The sequence below is a fragment of the Paraglaciecola mesophila KMM 241 genome (assembly GCF_000315015.1).
GTDB classification, from domain to species: Bacteria; Pseudomonadota; Gammaproteobacteria; order Enterobacterales; family Alteromonadaceae; genus Paraglaciecola; species Paraglaciecola mesophila.
In genome coordinates, this window is the sequence record NZ_BAEP01000058.1 from 23,772 (window position 1) to 40,576 (window position 16,805).

A 16,805-nucleotide genomic window follows, 5' to 3' on the forward strand; every position below is an offset into this window, starting at 1 on the left:
GTCACATCTGAAATAGTTTGATATTGGGCAATATAATCTGCAACGTTAGGACTAGTAGGTACGCTAAATTATGATGCCTGTTAGGGGTTGTGAATTCTCTACCGGTTGCTCTGGGTAGGTAGCAAGTGTTTGCGATGAACCATGTTCGTCTATTTGCTCTAATTTAACAGAAAATCCCCATAAATGATGTAGATGCTTTAACACTTTATGGTGGCTGTCAGCCAGTGGAACACCGTTTTGTGGCAAATATGACAAGGTTAAAGAGCGGTCGCCTCTGGAGTCCACACCAAACACTTGTATATTTGGCTCAATATTACTCAAATTATATTGCGCGGAAAGTTTTTCTCTGACGGCGTGATAACCGGCTTCGTCATGAATGGCAGAAACATCGAGAAAGGCGTTTTGTTCATCATCTTCAATGGCAAAAAACTTAAAATCACGCATTAGCTTAGGTGACATAAACTGACTGATAAAGCTTTCATCCTTAAAGTTTTGCATGGCGAAGTGGACTGTTTCCAGCCAGTCTTTGCCTGCAATTTCAGGAAACCATTGGCGATCTTCATCAGTGGGTGATTGGCAAATGCGCTTTATATCCATAAACATATTAAAGCCCAATGCATATGGATTGAGGCCTGAATAGTTTGGGTGATTATATGCTGGTTGTGCCACCACATTGGTATGGCTGTGCAGAAACTCAAGCATAAACTTATCTGTGAGTTTCCCCTCATCGTAGAGATGGTTGAGTATATGATAGTGCCAAAAGCAGGCCCATCCCTCGTTCATAACTTGGGTCTGTTTTTGCGGATAAAAGTACTGAGATACTTTGCGCACAATCCGGACTAATTCTCGTTGCCAAGGTTCTAACAAAGGGGCATTCTTTTCGATAAAATAGAGCACATTCTCTTGCGGCTCAGAAGGGAACCTTCGAGTAGGTTCGCTGCTTTTAGCTTCAGACTTAGGCAAGGTACGCCATAATTCATTCACCTGAGATTGAATATGTTGCTCACGATTTTGCTGGCGCTCCCGCTCAATCTGCATGGATATTTTCTGTGGACGTTTGTAGCGATCAACACCGAAATTCATTAACGCATGGCAGGAGTCGAGCACATTTTCGACTTCACTAACACCGTATTTTTGTTCGCACTTCGCCACATAATTTTTGGCAAATAGTAGGTAGTTTATAATTGAGCTAGCGTCTGTCCATGCTTTGAATAGATAGTTATTTTTGAAAAACGAGTTATGGCCGTAACAAGCATGGGCCATGACGAGTGCTTGCATAGGCATGGTGTTTTCTTCCATTAGATAGGCGATGCAAGGGTCTGAATTAATAACGATTTCGTAGGCCAATCCCATTTGTCCGCGACGGTAATTTTGCTCTGATTGAATAAATTTTTTGCCATAAGACCAATGGGCATAATTAACCGGCATACCGATACTCGCGTACGCATCCATCATGTGTTCAGCGGTAATAATTTCTATCTGGTTGGGATAAGTGTCTAGGCCATAATGTTTCGCTACGCGATCAATCTCTTGTTCGTACTCAGCCAAAAGCTCGAAAGTCCAATCAGGGCCGTCACTTAGCACATCGGAAGTTTGCTTGTGCTGCACATCTGCTTGAGTATTCTTCATAAACTAAGCCACTCCTGATTGGTTTTCTACGCCTTGGTCGAACAGCTCCCTGAAAACCGGATAGATGTCATCAGCATCGACAATATGTTTAATGGCAAAATTATTATGGGTTTCGCTGAGCTTTTCATATTCATGCCAGAGCTTTTGATGTTGACGCGCAGTAATTTCGATATAAGCGAAGTAACGCACTGCAGGCAGCAAGCTCTTTTCGAGTATTTCAGTGCACTTGGCGCAATCGTCTGTCCAATTATCTCCGTCTGACGCCTGTGCTGCATATATATTCCACTCATGACGAGGGAAACGCTGCTCTACGATCTGCTTCATCAACACTAAGGCACTTGAGACAATCGTGCCGCCGGTTTCTGTGGAATAAAAGAACTCTTGTTCGTCGACTTCTTTAGCTTGAGTGTGGTGATGTATATAAACAACCTCGACGTCCTTATAGGTGCGCGTTAAGAATAAATACAGCAAGATATAGAATCGTTTGGCTTTGTCTTTGGTGGCCTGGTCCATTGAACCCGACACATCCATTAGGCAAAACATAACTGCTTTGCTCGATGGTATGGGGCGTTTTTGATAATTGCGAAAGCGCAGATCGAAGGTGTCGATAAAAGGCACACGAGAAATCGCCTTTTCCAACTGCGCTATCTCTTCTTTTAGCTTTTCCAACATAAGCTGGTCAGGAAGTTTAGATTCGAGGACTTCAACAAGTTGCGCTTGTAGTCGCTTTAGTTGGGCCTTTTTACCTGCTGTGAGGGCGATGCGCCGGGCCACAGACCCTTTCAGAGATCGCACTACATCTAAATTACTGGGGACCCCGTCTGATACAAATCCCGCTCGATAGCTTTCATATTCAACTAGTTTATCCTGCTGAGTTTTTTCGAGATTTGGCAGGATCAGATCTTCGAAAAGGAGATCTAGATATTCGTCTTTTGAAATTTGAAAGACAAAGTCGTCTTGCCCCTCACCGCTATCACTGGCGTTACTATCTCCGCCTTGTCCGGCACCTGAATCAGGGCGTTTTATCTTATCCCCCGCTGTAAATTGGTCATTGCCGGGATGCACAATGCTTCTCGCGCCACCTTTACCTGTATGAAAAATAGGTTCAGATATATCTCGGCTAGAAATACCGATTTTTTCACCACTGGTAACGTCAGTGACACTGCGTTTGTTGATTGAGTCAGACACCGCCTTCTTAATTTGCTCTTTGTAACGGCGCAAGAAACGTTGGCGGTTGACTGTACTCTTTCCTTTGCCGTTGAGCCGTCGATCAATAAAATGGGCCATACTACTTTACCTCAATGGATTCCATTGGAGCGCTGTTGTTTACCAGTGCCACATTAAGAAGATTTTCTCACCCGTAAATACCATTCGCATAACAATCTGACTTGTTTTTGGGTGTAGCCTTTTTCGGCCATACGGGCGACAAAATCATCGTGTTTTTTCTCGTCTTCCGCAGAGCCTTTTTTGTTAAATGATATAACGGGCAATAGATCTTCAGTGTTGGAAAACATTTTCTTTTCAATAACCGTGCGTAACTTTTCGTAGCTGGTCCAGCTTGGGTTCTTGCCTTTATTATTGGCTCTGGCGCGCAGTACGAAATTAACTATTTCATTGCGAAAATCTTTAGGGTTGCTTATACCTGCGGTTTTCTCGATTTTCTCAAGCTCGGTATTTAGCGCTTCTCTGTCAAATAGCTGGCCAGTTTCAGGATCTCGATATTCCTGATCTTGGATCCAGAAATCCGCATAAATGACATAACGGTCAAACAGATTTTGACCGTATTCAGAGTAGGATTCTAAATACGCGGTTTGGATTTCTTTACCGATAAACTCCACATACTTAGGGATTAAATAACCCTTTAAATGTTCTTTGTATTTATCAGCGATTTCGGTAGCGAATTGCTCTCGTTCAATTTGGCGCTCGAGTACATAGAACAAATGCACTGGGTTGGCGGCCAATTCTTGTGGATCAAAATTAAAGACGCGGGACAATATTTTGAATGCGAAGCGGGTTGATAGGCCTTGCATGCCTTCATCCACACCTGCGTAATCTCGGTACTCTTGATAGGACTTGGCCTTAGGGTCCGTGTCTTTCAAACTTTCACCGTCATACACCCGCATTTTTGAATAAATGCTTGAATTCTCAGGCTCTTTCAAACGAGATAACACACTGAACTGGGCTAGGGTTTCTAGCGTGTCTGGGGCACATGGTGCACCTGATAGTTCACTGTTATCGATGAGTTTGCGATAAATCTGCATTTCTTCTGATACACGTAAGCAATATGGCACATTGACAATAAATACGCGGTCAAGAAAGGCTTCATTGTTCTTGTTATTACGAAAGGTTTGCCACTCGGACTCATTCGAGTGGGCCAATATTACGCCTTCAAAGGGCAGGGCAGACAGTCCTTCGGTGGAATTGTAATTACCTTCCTGTGTGGCGGTTAATAGGGGGTGAAGCACTTTTATAGGCGCCTTAAACATCTCCACAAATTCCATCAAACCTTGATTGGCGCGGCACAACGCACCTGAGTAGCTGTAGGCATCAGGGTCGTTCTGGGCGAAGTGCTCCAAGCGCCTGATATCCACTTTTCCGACTAAAGCGGAGATGTCTTGGTTGTTCTCATCACCGGGCTCAGTTTTAGCAACCGCAACCTGATCGAGGATTGAAGGGTGTAACTTGACCACCTTGAACTTTCGAATATCCCCGTTGTATTCATGTAGGCGTTTACGCGCCCATGGTGACATGACGGTTCTTAGGTAGCGTTGTGGAATACCATACTCATTAAGCAGTAATGAGCCGTCCTCATTCGAATCGAACAAACTAAGAGGGTGGTCGTTCACCGGAGAGTCTTTGAGCACGTAAATGGGCTGTTGCTGCATCAGTTCTTTTAGCTTCTCGGCTAAAGAAGACTTGCCGCCACCAACAGGGCCAAGCAGGTATAGCACTTGTTTCTTCTCTTCCAGCCCCTGAGAAGCATGCCGAAGATAAGATACGATTTGTTCTATTGATTCTTCCATGCCATAAAACCCGTCAAACGCTGGGTAGCGAGCAATGATTCGGTTAGAAAAAATACGGCTTAAGGTGGCATCTTTGGCGGTGTCGACCATCTCTGGTTCACCAATTGCTTTGAGAAGACGTTCTGCTGCATTGGCGTATGCTGAATCATCTGTTTTACAGATTTCCAAGAATTCGTCGATGGTTAATTCTTCTTCTTTACGGGCTTCGTACCGTGTTTGATATTGCTCTAAAATTCCCATAACTCGACCTCACATATAGAAAATTTTCTGGCTTCACTGGTAAGATTAGACCCTTATTGGCATTTGTATGTTTCAGATTTAGAACAATATTTTCTAGAGAATGCTAAAAACTGATTTTTAAGCACTAACGAAGTTAGCGCAAGAGAAGCGCAGAGTAAGCAATGCTGAATGGAGTGTGAACAAAAGCCTATTATCGGCAAATTTGAGAGTGCGAGCGATGAGCTGCAGGAGGATTATAGGCACAAGAGCAAAGAAATCTGATACAAAAAAGCCCCGATTCATCGAGGCTTTTATATCATCTTCTGATTAGGTTAATCAGACCAGAATCGCTTAAGCGAAGTTACTCGCTGCGAAATCCCAGTTTGCTAGTGCCCAGAAACCTTCAAGGTACTTAGGACGAGCATTACGGTAATCGATGTAGTAAGCATGTTCCCATAAATCTACTGTTAGTAGAGGGGTGACACTTGTATCAGTTAAAGGAGTACCAGCATTGCTAGTGTTAACTATGTCTAGGCTGCCGTCAGCTGTTTTAACAAGCCAAGTCCAGCTTGAACCGAAGTTGTTAACTGCTTTGTCGTTTAACGCTGCTTTGAAGTCTGCGAAAGAACCCCATTTAGCGCTAATTGCATCAGCAAGTGCGCCAGTTGGCTCGCCGCCGCCATTTGGACTTAGGCTGTTCCAGTAGAACGTGTGGTTCCAGATTTGAGCAGCGTTATTGAAAACTCCGCCTTCTGACGATTTAACGATCTCTTCAAGATCTTTATTCGCCATATCAGTACCTTCAACCAAGCCGTTTAGCTTGGTAACATAAGTCGCGTGATGCTTGCCATAGTGATATTCCAACGTTTCAGCTGAGATATGTGGTTCTAAGGCATTTTTTTCATACGGAAGAGCTGGTAGTTCGAAAGCCATGATGATTCTCCATTTAAAGTTAACTAAAATCGTGTGTCTAACCTTGTGTAAACGCTAATGTTTTATACACGAATATAAAACGGTTTGTCCAAAGTTATCCTGAAACCCAGTCACCGATCTTAGGGCGCCTAAGGTACATTACAAGGGGTAAGCCTGATAATAATTTGAAACCAATAAAGATCACAAGGGAGCATTGGTATATTGCCTTGAAAACGGTAAACTTGACCGCATTACTAGCGTTAATACAATTTTGAGTGAGAATATTTATGGAAACGGTTGAAAAAATTCAGCAACAAATCAGTGAAAACCCCATTCTTCTTTATATGAAAGGGTCGCCTAAATTGCCTAACTGTGGCTTTTCAGCTCAGGCATCACAGGCGTTGATGTCTTGTGGCGAAGAGTTTGCTTACGTTGATATTCTGCAAAACCCTGACATTCGTTCAGAATTGCCAAAATACGCTGATTGGCCTACTTTTCCACAGTTGTGGGTAGACGGTGAGCTTATTGGTGGTTGTGACATTATCATGGAAATGGTTCAGCAGGGCGAATTGCAAACAATCGTCAAAGAAAGCGCTGAAAAACGCGCTAATAAGTAACTGAGCCAGTTACTCTAAGCGAAGTCCATTGGCTTCGTTTTGAACAATTAATCTTCCATAAAAAAAGAGTCTTGTAGGACTCTTTTTTTGTTTGTGTCTTGTTAACTTGCATCATAAAATTAATGAGCGGTAAAAAGGCACTGATTTTTGGTGTTCCTGCTGAGTGTTCACTCTGCTAGGTTGGGTTAACACACTTCTTTAAATAGAGATTCATCAATAATAGTGTTGTCAACGATGCTTTGCGCCATACGTACACATTTACCGCACTGATCACCCACGCCAAGCGCTTCACGCAGTTGGCGCATATTGCCCACACCGTCTTCGCGAACGGCCTGTTTAATAGCTTTGTCGGTAATGCCGTGGCACAAACAAACGTACATAATTAACCTTACTGAATATTGATGTAAATGATAATAATTGTTGTTTGCAATACTTTCAAGTATTTCTTTTGTTAATTTGTACATTAAATGGTCTAGATTTATTTCTACTTGATAGTCCAAGATAAGTAGGCCGCAAATTCGGACTCGCCACTTGGTTTTTACGAAACCATACTTACATTATTGGTTCGTAAAAGAGTGTGATAACCCGTTAATAGTCGTTACACTATGCGCCAGCATATTTTTAAACCCAAAGAATGGAGATCAAAAATGAGTGTACTAGTTAGTCGCCCAGCCCCAGATTTTACCGCCGCAGCTGTATTAGGAAATGGCGATATCGTTGAAAACTTCACCCTAAGCGAAGCAATCAAAGGGCAAAAAGCAGTTTTGTTTTTCTACCCTCTTGATTTCACTTTCGTTTGCCCATCTGAATTGATTGCTTTTGATAAGCGTTACGATGAGTTTAAAAAACGTGGTGTTGAAGTAATCGGTGTGTCTATCGATTCTCAGTTTACCCATAACGCATGGCGTAACACTGCTATCAATGATGGCGGTATCGGTAAAGTGAAATACGCTATGGTTGCTGATGTTAAGCACGAAATTTGTCAAGCATACGATGTTGAGCATCCAGAAGCTGGCGTTGCATTTCGTGGTTCGTTCTTGATCGACGAAGAGGGCGTTGTGCGTCACCAAGTGGTTAACGATCTTCCTTTAGGTCGTAACATTGACGACATGCTTCGCATGGTTGATGCGCTTAACTTCCATGAAGAACATGGTGAAGTGTGCCCAGCCGGTTGGCAAGCTGGTGAAAAAGGTATGGTAGACAGCCCTGAAGGTGTTGCTAGCTATCTTTCAGAGAACGCTGATTCGCTTTAATAACCTGTAGCGTTATGCGTTATAGATGAAGTGATAAAAGCCGCTGTGATCTTATGTGAACAGCGGCTTTTTTGTGTCTGCGAAATAATGCTTAGTCATGCTCCGGGGTCGGCCAACCACAGGCGCTTTGCCATTTATTAACAATATAACAATAGAGCTCGGCAGTTTTCTGGGTGTCATATAAAGCTGAATGTGCTTCGCTTTGATTGAAGCTAATGTTGGCCGCTTGACATGCTTTGACCAATACCGTTTGCCCTAACGCTAGGCCTGATAGCGTGGTGGTATCGAATGATACAAATGGATGAAACGGCGTACGCTTAATTTTACTGCGTTCGATAGCGGCATTGATAAAACCTAAATCGAATGCGGCGTTGTGCGCCACCATTACCGAGCGCTGGCAGTCAGCGTTTTTTTGCTCTTTGCGGATCTGCTTACACAGGTCTTTCATGACTTCTGTTTCATCTAATGCTCCGCGTAGGGCGCACCAAGGATCTATTCCGTTGAACTCTAACGCCGCCTTTTCTAAGTTAGCTCCTTCAAAGGGAACCACATGATAATGAAACGTTTTATCTGGGGTTAAAAAGCCATCGGCGTCCATTTTTGTCGTAATTGCAGCGACTTCCAGCAGTGCGTCGGTTTGCGCATTGAAGCCCGCAGTTTCAACATCTACGATAACGGGAAAGTAGCCTCTGAATCGGTCTTTTAGGAGAAATTGGGGATCTGACATAGCTACCTATAGCGATAAAAATAAGGCGTGATTATGTCAACTATCTGCGCACGTCGCTACCCTATATACTTAATAATCTAGCGAACTATAATCTTTAGTAGACTGGGCAAGCGGTGAATTCAGGGTTAAGCTTTTACCGTGGGAGTCGATAACCAATGCACAGGAGCAGTGATTGCTCGTGAAGCGGAATTAATCAAACGAAAAGACTTATGAAATCTATCTTATTTATAGTGTCCCTGACGTTAAGCAGTTCTCTATCAGCTGGACTACGGCAATACGCGGCAAAAATTGAGACTTCTGACTGGCAGTTAAGCCAGCAAAGTCGTTTGCAGTGTACCCTGGCACATAAAATACCAGGCTATGGTGAGGCAATGTTTACGAGCATGGCGTCTAAGCAACTGAATATGGAATTCGAGCTTGATATGCTGCGTCTGCCCAAAACGTTTGGCATGGCATCTGTCTATTCTGTTCCCCCTAGGTGGATGCCGGGGCAAATGCACCGCGCCATTGCAGATATGACCATACGTAAGCAATACAATGGTGATCTGCCAGAGCAAGCTGCGTGGACTATGCTCTCGGAACTAGAAAAGGGCTTCTGGCCGACCATATATTATCAAGACTGGTACAATCAAAGTGATAGGATTGCGGTTGGCTTAAATGCCAGCAATTTTGCTGCCCCTTATGAAAATTTCGCACAATGCGTATCGAATCTATTGCCCTACAGTTTTGATGACATTGCCTACACCATTCTCGCCTATCAAAAAAACAGCACCGAATTGACCAAGTACTCCCAGCGCCGTTTGAATATGATTGGTCAATACCTCAAAGAAGATAGCGATATGGAATTAGTATTGCTTGATGGTTACAGCGATAGCTACGGCGGTCGAGACATGAACAAAACCTTGTCGGTGAGTCGTGCGGTAGAGATAAAAAATTACTTTAGCGACATGGGCGTAGCCCCCCAGCGAATCGAAGTGACAGGCCATGGCGAACGACGACACATTGCCCCTAATACCAATGAGATGTCACGTGCAAAAAACCGCCGTGTGGTGATCCGTATGGCTAAACCTTAGCGGGGTCACTTTTTGTCCACCTACTTCAGAGTGCGATAGAGTCATCAAAAAAGCCGATTAATTTGATTAATCGGCTTTTTGCTATTGCTTGACTTATAGCTTCGCTATATCCCAATAAGTATCTACTTAGTGAGGTTGTTGCTCTAAATACTTAACGACTGTGTCAGTAAAATCAGTAAACAAGCCGTCCACTTTTAACTGTTTGAACAATAAGTCTAGCGTTTGTTTATTGGTAATCCCTTTTGGCAGCGCGTCTTGCCTGAAGGTATAAGGGTGCACGTCAAGCCCAGCATCATGAGCGAGTTTAACCAATCCTGTGGATTGTAAGGTCTGCATATCAACCAGTTGCGGGATCCACGGTCCTATACCTTGAGCGATTGTCGCTAACTCTTTGAGTTTTTCAGGTGTGCGCAGAGCATCATAATCAGTGGGGGATTCACCCCAATCATTCTCACCTAGCAACTGAATCAATTTTACTTTTGCGCCTAGTTCATGGCGCAAACGTTTCAGCTCAGCATAATCGAAGCACTGCACATAAATGGCTTTACTAGCGTCATCAAGGCCATGTTTGCGCAGGGTTTTCATCACAATTTTGCTGATATCCACGCCTTGTTCCCGGTGCCAAGCTGGGGATTTTATTTCAGGGTAAAAACCGATGTTCTTGCCAAATTGGCGGTTAAGTTGATTAATCAGCTCAATCTGTTCTTCAAATGTCGCAATGGTGAATTCTGCGCTTCCTTGATAGCGGTTTTTAAAAATCTGTTTGCCATCTGTTGTACTGCGCTCATGCACTTTTAAAGACTTCAATTCTGCTAACGTAAAATCAAGAGCATAGAAACGCCCGTCATCACGTTTGCGCTGTGGGTATTTATCTGCAACGTTTGATACTGTATCTAAGTGAATATCATGCAGCACCACTGGCACGCCATCTTTGCTTATCACCACGTCTTGCTCAATAAAGTCTGCCCCAAGGGCGAAGGCGAGCGTAGTGGACTCCATGGTGTGTTCTGGTAGATATCCCGAAGCTCCACGATGAGCAATGACCAATGGTTCGGCCCATGCCACTTGGCTCGCCAGCAGCCCAAGCAATGATAACGACAAAATTGATTTCTTCATATTGACTCCAATGTCACAGTTTCCTAATTCGGTTAATTGCGGGTAATTGCTGGTACTCGCGGGTAATAGCGAGTAATTATGTTGTTTGAATAAGCTCAATGGCGTAACCGTCCGGATCGCGCACAAATGCAATTACTGTGCTGCCGCCTTTAACCGGGCCCGCGTCACGGTATACATCGGCGCCTTTGGCTTTCAATTGCTCACACACTTGGTAAATATCATCCACCCCAAGGGCAATGTGACCATATGCAGTGCCGATATCGTAGCTATCTTCATCCCAGTTGTGGGTTAATTCTAATACCGTGTTGCTGTCTTCGTCGCCATAACCGATAAACGCCAATGTGTAGCGGTAATCCTTGTTCTCACTGCTGCGCAGCAGTTTCATGCCAAGCAGTTCAGTGTAAAAAGTGATAGAGCGGTCTAAATTACCGACACGTAACATGGTGTGCAAAAAGCGCATAATGGTCCTTAACAATACTGAGGTACGACTAAGTCGTTGATTGTAACTAGTTAACTGTCTCAACAATATGACAAAGCGTAACAAAAAATGGATGGAGAGGTGCTAACTACTCAATTTTAATCCAATGACACCCAAGGTGATGGTGATAAGGCTTAGAACCCGCCAAAAATTAAGCGGCTCGTTGAGCATAACGATACCAACAATCGCTGTGCCTATCAGGCCGATGACGACCCAAACCGCATAAGCGGTTCCCGCTGGGAGTGATTTCATGGCTATGCTGAGCAAACCAAAACTGATGGCCATGGCAACAAGAGTGAATATAGAAGGCCACAGCTTGCTAAAACCGTCACTATATTTAAGGCCAATTGCCCACACAACTTCGAATAGCCCGGCGATGATTAAAATAATCCAGTTCATTTTATACCTACACATTTTGAGCTGGGTCGTCCCAGGTAAAAGCAAGAGGGATGAGGTCGTCCTCATTTGGTTGATATCACAACCGTGAGCTAACATGAGCCTCTATACGCGCGCAGAGCGCACAGGAGGTGAAAATTTGATTGTCGAAAAGACGATAAGATTTTAACACAGTTGTTTACTTGAGGAATAGTCGCTAAACCACATGTTGCAAAACGTGGCGCTACAAAAAAATCGTATTTCTGTGTAACCCCTTGTGTAACAACACACGTCGATATAGATGGAAAGCCCGCTTTAATTATTTAGTGGCGGGCAAAGAAAATAAACACGAATAGTGTGTTTGTCGTTCTCTATTCATGTTTATCGGGTTTCAATTTCTAAATACATTATTCAGAAGTGGTTAAGCAAAATGGTACGGCTTAATTGCAGCTTCCTAGTAATGTCCATGAGGAATCGCTACCTGGCAAACTATTGGTGTACCAGTTTGCTTGATAAGCATTGCCTTGATATTGCATCTGGTCGCCTGTGTTATTGTGGGTATTGGCCCCACCGGCATAATCTGCTTGAACCCAGTTAGGGCAGCTATTTATTGCACTGCAATCAGTGCCACTGCCTGTTGTTTGCGGGCAACCGCTCGCATCTACATCTGTGCCTTGAGGTGTATCGGGGCATTGGTCTGTGATATCGCTAACACCGTCAGCATCAGAATCGGCTATCGCACAACCAATAATATCGACTGTTGTACCAGTGGGGGTGTTGTCGCATTGGTCATCACTGTCGTTCACTCCGTCGCCATCACTATCTAAATTGACGACACTCGAGTCCCACCCTTTAATAATTGATTTCACTTTTGTGCCAGACGCGGTCAATGAATTCCAGCTTCCGCCGGGAGTAAAAGTGGAAGCGCCTTCGGCTTTATCGTTCAGCGCCCAATTAGCGTGGCTGATATTATTTGCTTTAAAAAAAGCCATCCATGCATCGGTTTCATTTGCGTTTACTGCGCCATTGCCGTCAGCATTGACGGTACCCCACTCGGTGGCGAAGAGTGCGATGCCGTTGTTCATAGCCGTTTGGGCCTTATTGCGCAGTGACTCGCCGTGTGTGCCGGCGTAAAAATGGAGTGTGTAGGCAATATTGGCGCGATCGATTGGATCTTGTGAGGCCACATCAACATCTTGAGACCAAGTAGGTGTGCCAACCACAATTAGGCTATTCGGATCAATTGCACGTATTTTATCGATTAGTGTTTCTGCATAAGGCTTAATGTCATTGGCCCATGAAATTTGCAATGGCTCATTATAGATTTCATAAATAACGTTGTCGTAGGTGCCATACTTATTAGCGACTTCTTCGAAAAATTTTACGGCAGTGGCCTGATCCGTATGGGCCTCGTGACTATGAAAGTCAATAATGACATACATGTCTTGTTCAATCGCAGCGTTTACGACTGTGTCAAGGCGGCTCATGTTACCGTCCCAGTCAAAATTCAAGCTACCCGCCGTATTCACACCATGGCCTATAGCGGCTCGTATTACATTCGCACCAAACTCTGACTTTGCACTTGCAACGGCTTGCGCAGTATAGAATTTCTCGCCACCCCAACCGGTATTACTCCAAAATAGACTGTTACCCGCAAAGCTCACCGGTGTGCCACCTGTCACAATTTGATTTCCACTGACATTTAGTGGAGGAACAGCGGCTTCACTCATAATCGCCACTCCGGCCATTATAGCCAAAGGCAAACTAGTGCGTTTTAAACGGTCTTTTATAGATGTACGTAATACATGTTTCATTAAAACTCCTTGAAATTAATTATTGATCTAATTGTATTAATCGTTCATGTGCAAAATTTGAGTGCTGAAATTCTGTCTTTCTCAACACCTGTTGCACATCGATAAATCAAGCGGTATAAGCGAGAATATTGCTAATTAAGGGTAATATAATTACCCTTAATTTGTGAGTAGGCGAAATTTGTGCCAAGTGTCTTTGTTTTTTTAAGTGACTGTTTTTAAAGGTTTGTTTTTAATTTAATGAACGCTGAAATTAGTAGCTGTCGGTGATAAGGGACGAATATTAATTACGTTTAATATTATCGGAATAATATTTTCGTCAAATCTTGAAATGTTAAAGCGGGAGTCAGAGGCTAAGCCTGCTCAAATTTGAGTCGCGTAATTGAGCAAGGACAAGATGATGCTTCACATGTCTTTTATTTGTATGCACAGTGGTATTCATCGGTTCAGGTAAAGTATCATCGTCAATAAACGCCAAGCTTTGCTCACAAGCAAAACCGTTTGTTGCAGTTGAAGTGATTGCTAGCCCGCTGCAAGAGCTAACTGACTTTTCGACACCGAATAAAAATGCTCAAGCGCTATTTCCCCTGAAGACTATTTTTAGATGTGATGTTCTAAAACGAATAACGAGACGAACAAGTCAAAAAGTGGATCAAATAGAGCAAGTAACTCAAGTGAGTTGCTAGGGGAGAATTAAGAGGAGGTTATAGAGGAGCAATGCAAGACTCAGTAAAAGCATCGCCCCATGGGGGCCGCTAAAAGGCTTATAGCAACTACGACAGCAACTATCAGCCCTATTGTTTGTGATTATTCAGGGCTAATACTGACCAGCTGCTTGCCGAAGTTTTTGCCTTTGAGCATTCCTTGGAATGCAGGTATCGATTGTTCAATGCCCTCAACGATTGATTCTCGATACACCAATTGGCCATCTTTAACCCACTGCGCCAATTTTTGCGTGGTTTGTTGGTGTTGGTCTTGCCATTCAGTTTGCACAAAAAACCGAGCGGTGGGAGGGGTAGGGGACGTCGCCAAAATATCTTGCGGCGTTTGTACCTTGCTTAAATCAGTATCGTTATAATTTGAAACATAGCCGCAAATGGGCACTCTAGCGCCTGAGTTGAGTAGCTTAGCCACCGCCCGGGTTACATCACCACCTACGTTCTCAAAATAGATATCGATACCATTGGGGCAGGCTTGTTGTAAGTCTTTTTCAAGATTACCTGCCTTGTAATCTACGCAGGCATCAAAGCCGAGCTCATCAACTACGAACTGACATTTTTCGCTGCCACCTGCGATGCCAATGACTTTACAGCCGCACATCTTGCCTAACTGACCTACAATGCCACCAACAGCGCCTGAGGCGGCAGAGACCACTAAGGTATCGCCTTGTTGCGGTTTACCGATTTCGGTTAACCCGAAATACGCCGTACGGCCAGTCATACCCGCCGCGCCAAGGTAGGCTTGCAACGGAATGCCCATCTCCTGAATTTTGTACATCATGGGCGCGTCATCCGGTTTTATGAAGTATTCCTGCCAGCCGCCATAAGCGGTAATACGATCGCCCACTGCGTATTTGGTTGAGCGTGACTCCATTACCTCACCGACCACTTCACCTGTCATTGTGCCGCCAATAGGGGTAGGCGCTGCATATGATTTCATGTCATTCATGCGCGGGCGCATGTAAGGGTCTAACGATAACCACACAGTGCGCACCAGTATTTCGCCTTCAGCAAGTGAGACGAGAGGTTGCTCTTCAATTCTAAAATCATCATTTTGCGGCTCGCCATTGGGTCTTTTTGCTAATACAACGGCGCGGTTTACATATTGAGACATAGTGAACTCCTACTTGCTGTGGTTAATCTAGCTTGGGTTATTAACTAAATGGCTTGTTAACGTTGAGCGATCAATATTCTGTGGGCTGAATAAATCGTCGGGTTATTCGAATAACACTTAGTTGAACATATTCGAGCGATTTCTTGTGCACAATAGCCATTGTAAAAAATGATAAGTCACTATTATTTTTTTCTATAAGCTGACGCAAAACGCAAAACGCAAAACGCAAAACGCAAAACGCAGAAAAGCCCAGATAGCAAAAAGCCAGCATTAATGCTGGCTTAACACCGTCAACTTATTCTAATACGGGGCAACTCATTGCTAAATTGTGGCAAAGAGCTGGTAAAGCATAAGGCTCGGTTCAAACTCTCTCGTTTGAACCGAGCGGTTTAAGTCCTAATACTGCTTACCCAGCATTCGCCACTTGGCCACCGTCTAACACAACAGTGTGGCCGCATACGTAATTACTCGCACGTGAGCAAAGGTAAATTGCGGTACCAGCCACATCAGCCAGCTCACCCACTTTGCGCGCAGGAAGGCTATCAGCAATCTCTTGCTCATGACCCTGTAATTGTTTTGTCATCTTGCTTGGGAAAAACCCAGGGGCAATCCCATTAATATTGACGTTAGTTGGGCGAATATCTGCTGCCATATGGCGTGTCAATTGGATAACCGCTGCCTTACTCGCAGAATACGAATAATTGTTCATGTGAGGGTGAGTAAGCCCGTTAACAGACGCAATATTGACGATCCGTGAGGGCTCGTTCGCGTCGCCTGCTGAACGAAGCGCGGGCAATAAGCGTTGGCTCAAAAAGAAAATAGACTTCACGTTTAAATCCATGACTTTATCCCAACCTGATTCTGGGAACTCTTCTACTGGTGCTCCCCAGGCAGCACCTGCATTGTTGATAAGAATGTCTATTTTCGGCTCGCGTTTAAGCATTTCTTCAGCGAAGGCATCAACTCCTGCCATGGTCGATAAATCAGATTGAATCGCTATGCACTCACCTAAACCGGATAGTTTAGCGGCGGTTTGCTCAAGCTGTTCAAGTTTGCGCGAAGTGATATAGGTTTTAACGCCATTTTCCACAAAGCCACGGGCGATCATGGCGCCTATTCCACTAGAGCCACCCGTAACCACTGCAATTTTGCCTGCCACTGAAAAAAAATTATTCATCTACGTTCCTTATCTTATTAAAGCGCCAAGCATAAGGCGCTTAGTTATTTTTGTTTTTATGCACTTGGTCTGGGGTAACAATGCCAAGGGCGATTCACAAACAGGCTGCAATTGCTGCTTATATCCATGGTGCTGATCTAAATATAAGAGCCAAGTTCGCGGCTAATGTTTTGGCTGGTTCTAGTTCTTGGCTCGCGTCCTTTCTCGAAAAAAGCCAAATACTGAATAAGCAACGAGCGCGAAGCAAATTGCGGCAACTGCACCAGCAGGGTAGGCCATTAAAGCCATGCCGGTATCCCAGCCGTAGATAGCCATAACAAGGCATATCACACCCAAAGAGAATTCTATTAATAAACTTTCCCAAGGTAGTTTTTGGTCTGAATTAACAGGCCTAGCAAAAAAATTCACTTTATAGGGCATTTATCTTCATCCTTAACGTTACATTGGTTGCTATTTTCTTGAGCGCATTACTTATAAAAAACACCTAAAAAAATGGCACCTAAAAGATTGCACCTAAAACGCAGCTCCTAAACCGTTGCACTTCAATGCAACCCATCCTAAA

Annotated in this window: 16 protein-coding genes; 3 read left to right on the forward strand and 13 right to left on the reverse strand. The window is 44.0% G+C overall.

From position 1 onward, the window contains the following. Positions 1-63: 63 nt before the first annotated feature. From GMES_RS14200 to sodB, 4 genes are all read right to left on the reverse strand, one after another. Entirely contained in the window at positions 64-1,629 is a 1,566-nt protein-coding gene (locus GMES_RS14200) for a SpoVR family protein (protein ID WP_006993414.1), read from the reverse strand. Between the two features lie 3 nt (positions 1,630-1,632). Continuing rightward, positions 1,633-2,916, reverse strand: coding sequence for a YeaH/YhbH family protein (locus tag GMES_RS14205; RefSeq protein ID WP_006993415.1), 1,284 nt, complete (start codon positions 2,914-2,916; stop codon positions 1,633-1,635). A 53-nt stretch (positions 2,917-2,969) separates the two neighbouring features. After that, positions 2,970-4,892, reverse strand: a complete 1,923-nt coding sequence (locus tag GMES_RS14210) for a PrkA family serine protein kinase (RefSeq protein WP_006993416.1) — start codon at positions 4,890-4,892, stop codon at positions 2,970-2,972. Between the two features lie 330 nt (positions 4,893-5,222). Then, positions 5,223-5,804: a superoxide dismutase [Fe] gene (gene sodB, locus GMES_RS14215; protein WP_006993417.1), complete on the reverse strand. Its 582-nt coding sequence runs from the start codon at positions 5,802-5,804 to the stop codon at positions 5,223-5,225. A gap of 266 nt (positions 5,805-6,070) precedes the next feature. Here sodB and GMES_RS14220 point away from each other — a divergent pair, with 266 nt between their 5' ends. Further along, positions 6,071-6,400: a Grx4 family monothiol glutaredoxin gene (locus GMES_RS14220; RefSeq protein ID WP_006993418.1), complete on the forward strand. Its 330-nt coding sequence runs from the start codon at positions 6,071-6,073 to the stop codon at positions 6,398-6,400. A 185-nt stretch (positions 6,401-6,585) separates the two neighbouring features. Here GMES_RS14220 and GMES_RS14225 read toward each other — a convergent pair whose 3' ends face one another. Further along, positions 6,586-6,780 carry a bacterioferritin-associated ferredoxin gene (locus GMES_RS14225; RefSeq protein WP_006993419.1) on the reverse strand — a complete coding sequence of 65 codons (195 nt, stop codon included), beginning with the start codon at positions 6,778-6,780 and terminating at the stop codon, positions 6,586-6,588. Positions 6,781-7,047: 267 nt separating this feature from the next. On the opposite strand from GMES_RS14225, the gene GMES_RS14230 reads away from it, so the two are divergent. Beyond that, entirely contained in the window at positions 7,048-7,653 is a 606-nt protein-coding gene (locus tag GMES_RS14230; RefSeq protein ID WP_006993420.1) for a peroxiredoxin, read from the forward strand. Between the two features lie 91 nt (positions 7,654-7,744). On the opposite strand, the gene rnt is transcribed toward GMES_RS14230, so the two are convergent. After that, entirely contained in the window at positions 7,745-8,380 is a 636-nt protein-coding gene (gene rnt / locus GMES_RS14235; protein WP_006993421.1) for a ribonuclease T, read from the reverse strand. Positions 8,381-8,589: 209 nt separating this feature from the next. Between rnt and GMES_RS14240 the strand changes: the two genes are divergently transcribed. Next, the gene (locus GMES_RS14240; protein ID WP_006993422.1) at positions 8,590-9,453 is read left to right on the forward strand and encodes a flagellar protein MotY; all 864 of its coding nucleotides are present in this window, start codon (positions 8,590-8,592) and stop codon (positions 9,451-9,453) included. A 126-nt stretch (positions 9,454-9,579) separates the two neighbouring features. On the opposite strand, the gene glpQ is transcribed toward GMES_RS14240, so the two are convergent. The 7 genes from glpQ to GMES_RS14275 all read right to left on the reverse strand — a co-directional run bounded on the left by glpQ (position 9,580) and on the right by GMES_RS14275 (position 16,663). Next, positions 9,580-10,569, reverse strand: coding sequence for a glycerophosphodiester phosphodiesterase (gene glpQ, locus GMES_RS14245; protein ID WP_006993423.1), 990 nt, complete (start codon positions 10,567-10,569; stop codon positions 9,580-9,582). A 76-nt stretch (positions 10,570-10,645) separates the two neighbouring features. After that, positions 10,646-11,029 (reverse strand): lactoylglutathione lyase, encoded by a 384-nt coding sequence (gloA, locus tag GMES_RS14250; protein WP_006993424.1) that lies wholly within the window; start codon positions 11,027-11,029, stop codon positions 10,646-10,648. Positions 11,030-11,131: 102 nt separating this feature from the next. Continuing rightward, positions 11,132-11,446, reverse strand: a complete 315-nt coding sequence (sugE, locus tag GMES_RS14255; protein ID WP_006993425.1) for a quaternary ammonium compound efflux SMR transporter SugE — start codon at positions 11,444-11,446, stop codon at positions 11,132-11,134. Between the two features lie 416 nt (positions 11,447-11,862). After that, positions 11,863-13,236 carry a glycoside hydrolase family 5 protein gene (locus GMES_RS14260; protein ID WP_006993426.1) on the reverse strand — a complete coding sequence of 458 codons (1,374 nt, stop codon included), beginning with the start codon at positions 13,234-13,236 and terminating at the stop codon, positions 11,863-11,865. Positions 13,237-14,040: 804 nt separating this feature from the next. Next, positions 14,041-15,066, reverse strand: coding sequence for an NADP-dependent oxidoreductase (locus tag GMES_RS14265; RefSeq protein ID WP_006993428.1), 1,026 nt, complete (start codon positions 15,064-15,066; stop codon positions 14,041-14,043). A 406-nt stretch (positions 15,067-15,472) separates the two neighbouring features. Next, the gene (locus GMES_RS14270) at positions 15,473-16,243 is read right to left on the reverse strand and encodes an SDR family NAD(P)-dependent oxidoreductase (RefSeq protein ID WP_006993430.1); all 771 of its coding nucleotides are present in this window, start codon (positions 16,241-16,243) and stop codon (positions 15,473-15,475) included. Between the two features lie 180 nt (positions 16,244-16,423). Beyond that, positions 16,424-16,663 (reverse strand): hypothetical protein, encoded by a 240-nt coding sequence (locus tag GMES_RS14275; protein ID WP_006993431.1) that lies wholly within the window; start codon positions 16,661-16,663, stop codon positions 16,424-16,426. Positions 16,664-16,805 lie beyond the last annotated feature (142 nt).

Bases quoted from the DNA above. Each gene is read 5' to 3' on its own strand.
- GMES_RS14265 (WP_006993428.1), bottom strand. From the start codon at position 15,066: ATGTCTCAATATGTAAACCGCGCCGTTGTATTAGCAAAAAGACCCAAT.
- GMES_RS14220 (WP_006993418.1), top strand. From the start codon at position 6,071: ATGGAAACGGTTGAAAAAATTCAGCAACAAATCAGTGAAAACCCCATT.
- GMES_RS14205 (WP_006993415.1), bottom strand. From the start codon at position 2,916: ATGGCCCATTTTATTGATCGACGGCTCAACGGCAAAGGAAAGAGTACA.
- GMES_RS14225 (WP_006993419.1), bottom strand. From the start codon at position 6,780: ATGTACGTTTGTTTGTGCCACGGCATTACCGACAAAGCTATTAAACAG.
- rnt (WP_006993421.1), bottom strand. From the start codon at position 8,380: ATGTCAGATCCCCAATTTCTCCTAAAAGACCGATTCAGAGGCTACTTT.
- sodB (WP_006993417.1), bottom strand. From the start codon at position 5,804: ATGGCTTTCGAACTACCAGCTCTTCCGTATGAAAAAAATGCCTTAGAA.
- GMES_RS14270 (WP_006993430.1), bottom strand. From the start codon at position 16,243: ATGAATAATTTTTTTTCAGTGGCAGGCAAAATTGCAGTGGTTACGGGT.
- sugE (WP_006993425.1), bottom strand. From the start codon at position 11,446: ATGAACTGGATTATTTTAATCATCGCCGGGCTATTCGAAGTTGTGTGG.
- glpQ (WP_006993423.1), bottom strand. From the start codon at position 10,569: ATGAAGAAATCAATTTTGTCGTTATCATTGCTTGGGCTGCTGGCGAGC.
- GMES_RS14230 (WP_006993420.1), top strand. From the start codon at position 7,048: ATGAGTGTACTAGTTAGTCGCCCAGCCCCAGATTTTACCGCCGCAGCT.
- GMES_RS14200 (WP_006993414.1), bottom strand. From the start codon at position 1,629: ATGAAGAATACTCAAGCAGATGTGCAGCACAAGCAAACTTCCGATGTG.
- GMES_RS14240 (WP_006993422.1), top strand. From the start codon at position 8,590: ATGAAATCTATCTTATTTATAGTGTCCCTGACGTTAAGCAGTTCTCTA.
- gloA (WP_006993424.1), bottom strand. From the start codon at position 11,029: ATGCGCTTTTTGCACACCATGTTACGTGTCGGTAATTTAGACCGCTCT.
- GMES_RS14210 (WP_006993416.1), bottom strand. From the start codon at position 4,892: ATGGGAATTTTAGAGCAATATCAAACACGGTACGAAGCCCGTAAAGAA.
- GMES_RS14275 (WP_006993431.1), bottom strand. From the start codon at position 16,663: ATGCCCTATAAAGTGAATTTTTTTGCTAGGCCTGTTAATTCAGACCAA.
- GMES_RS14260 (WP_006993426.1), bottom strand. From the start codon at position 13,236: ATGAAACATGTATTACGTACATCTATAAAAGACCGTTTAAAACGCACT.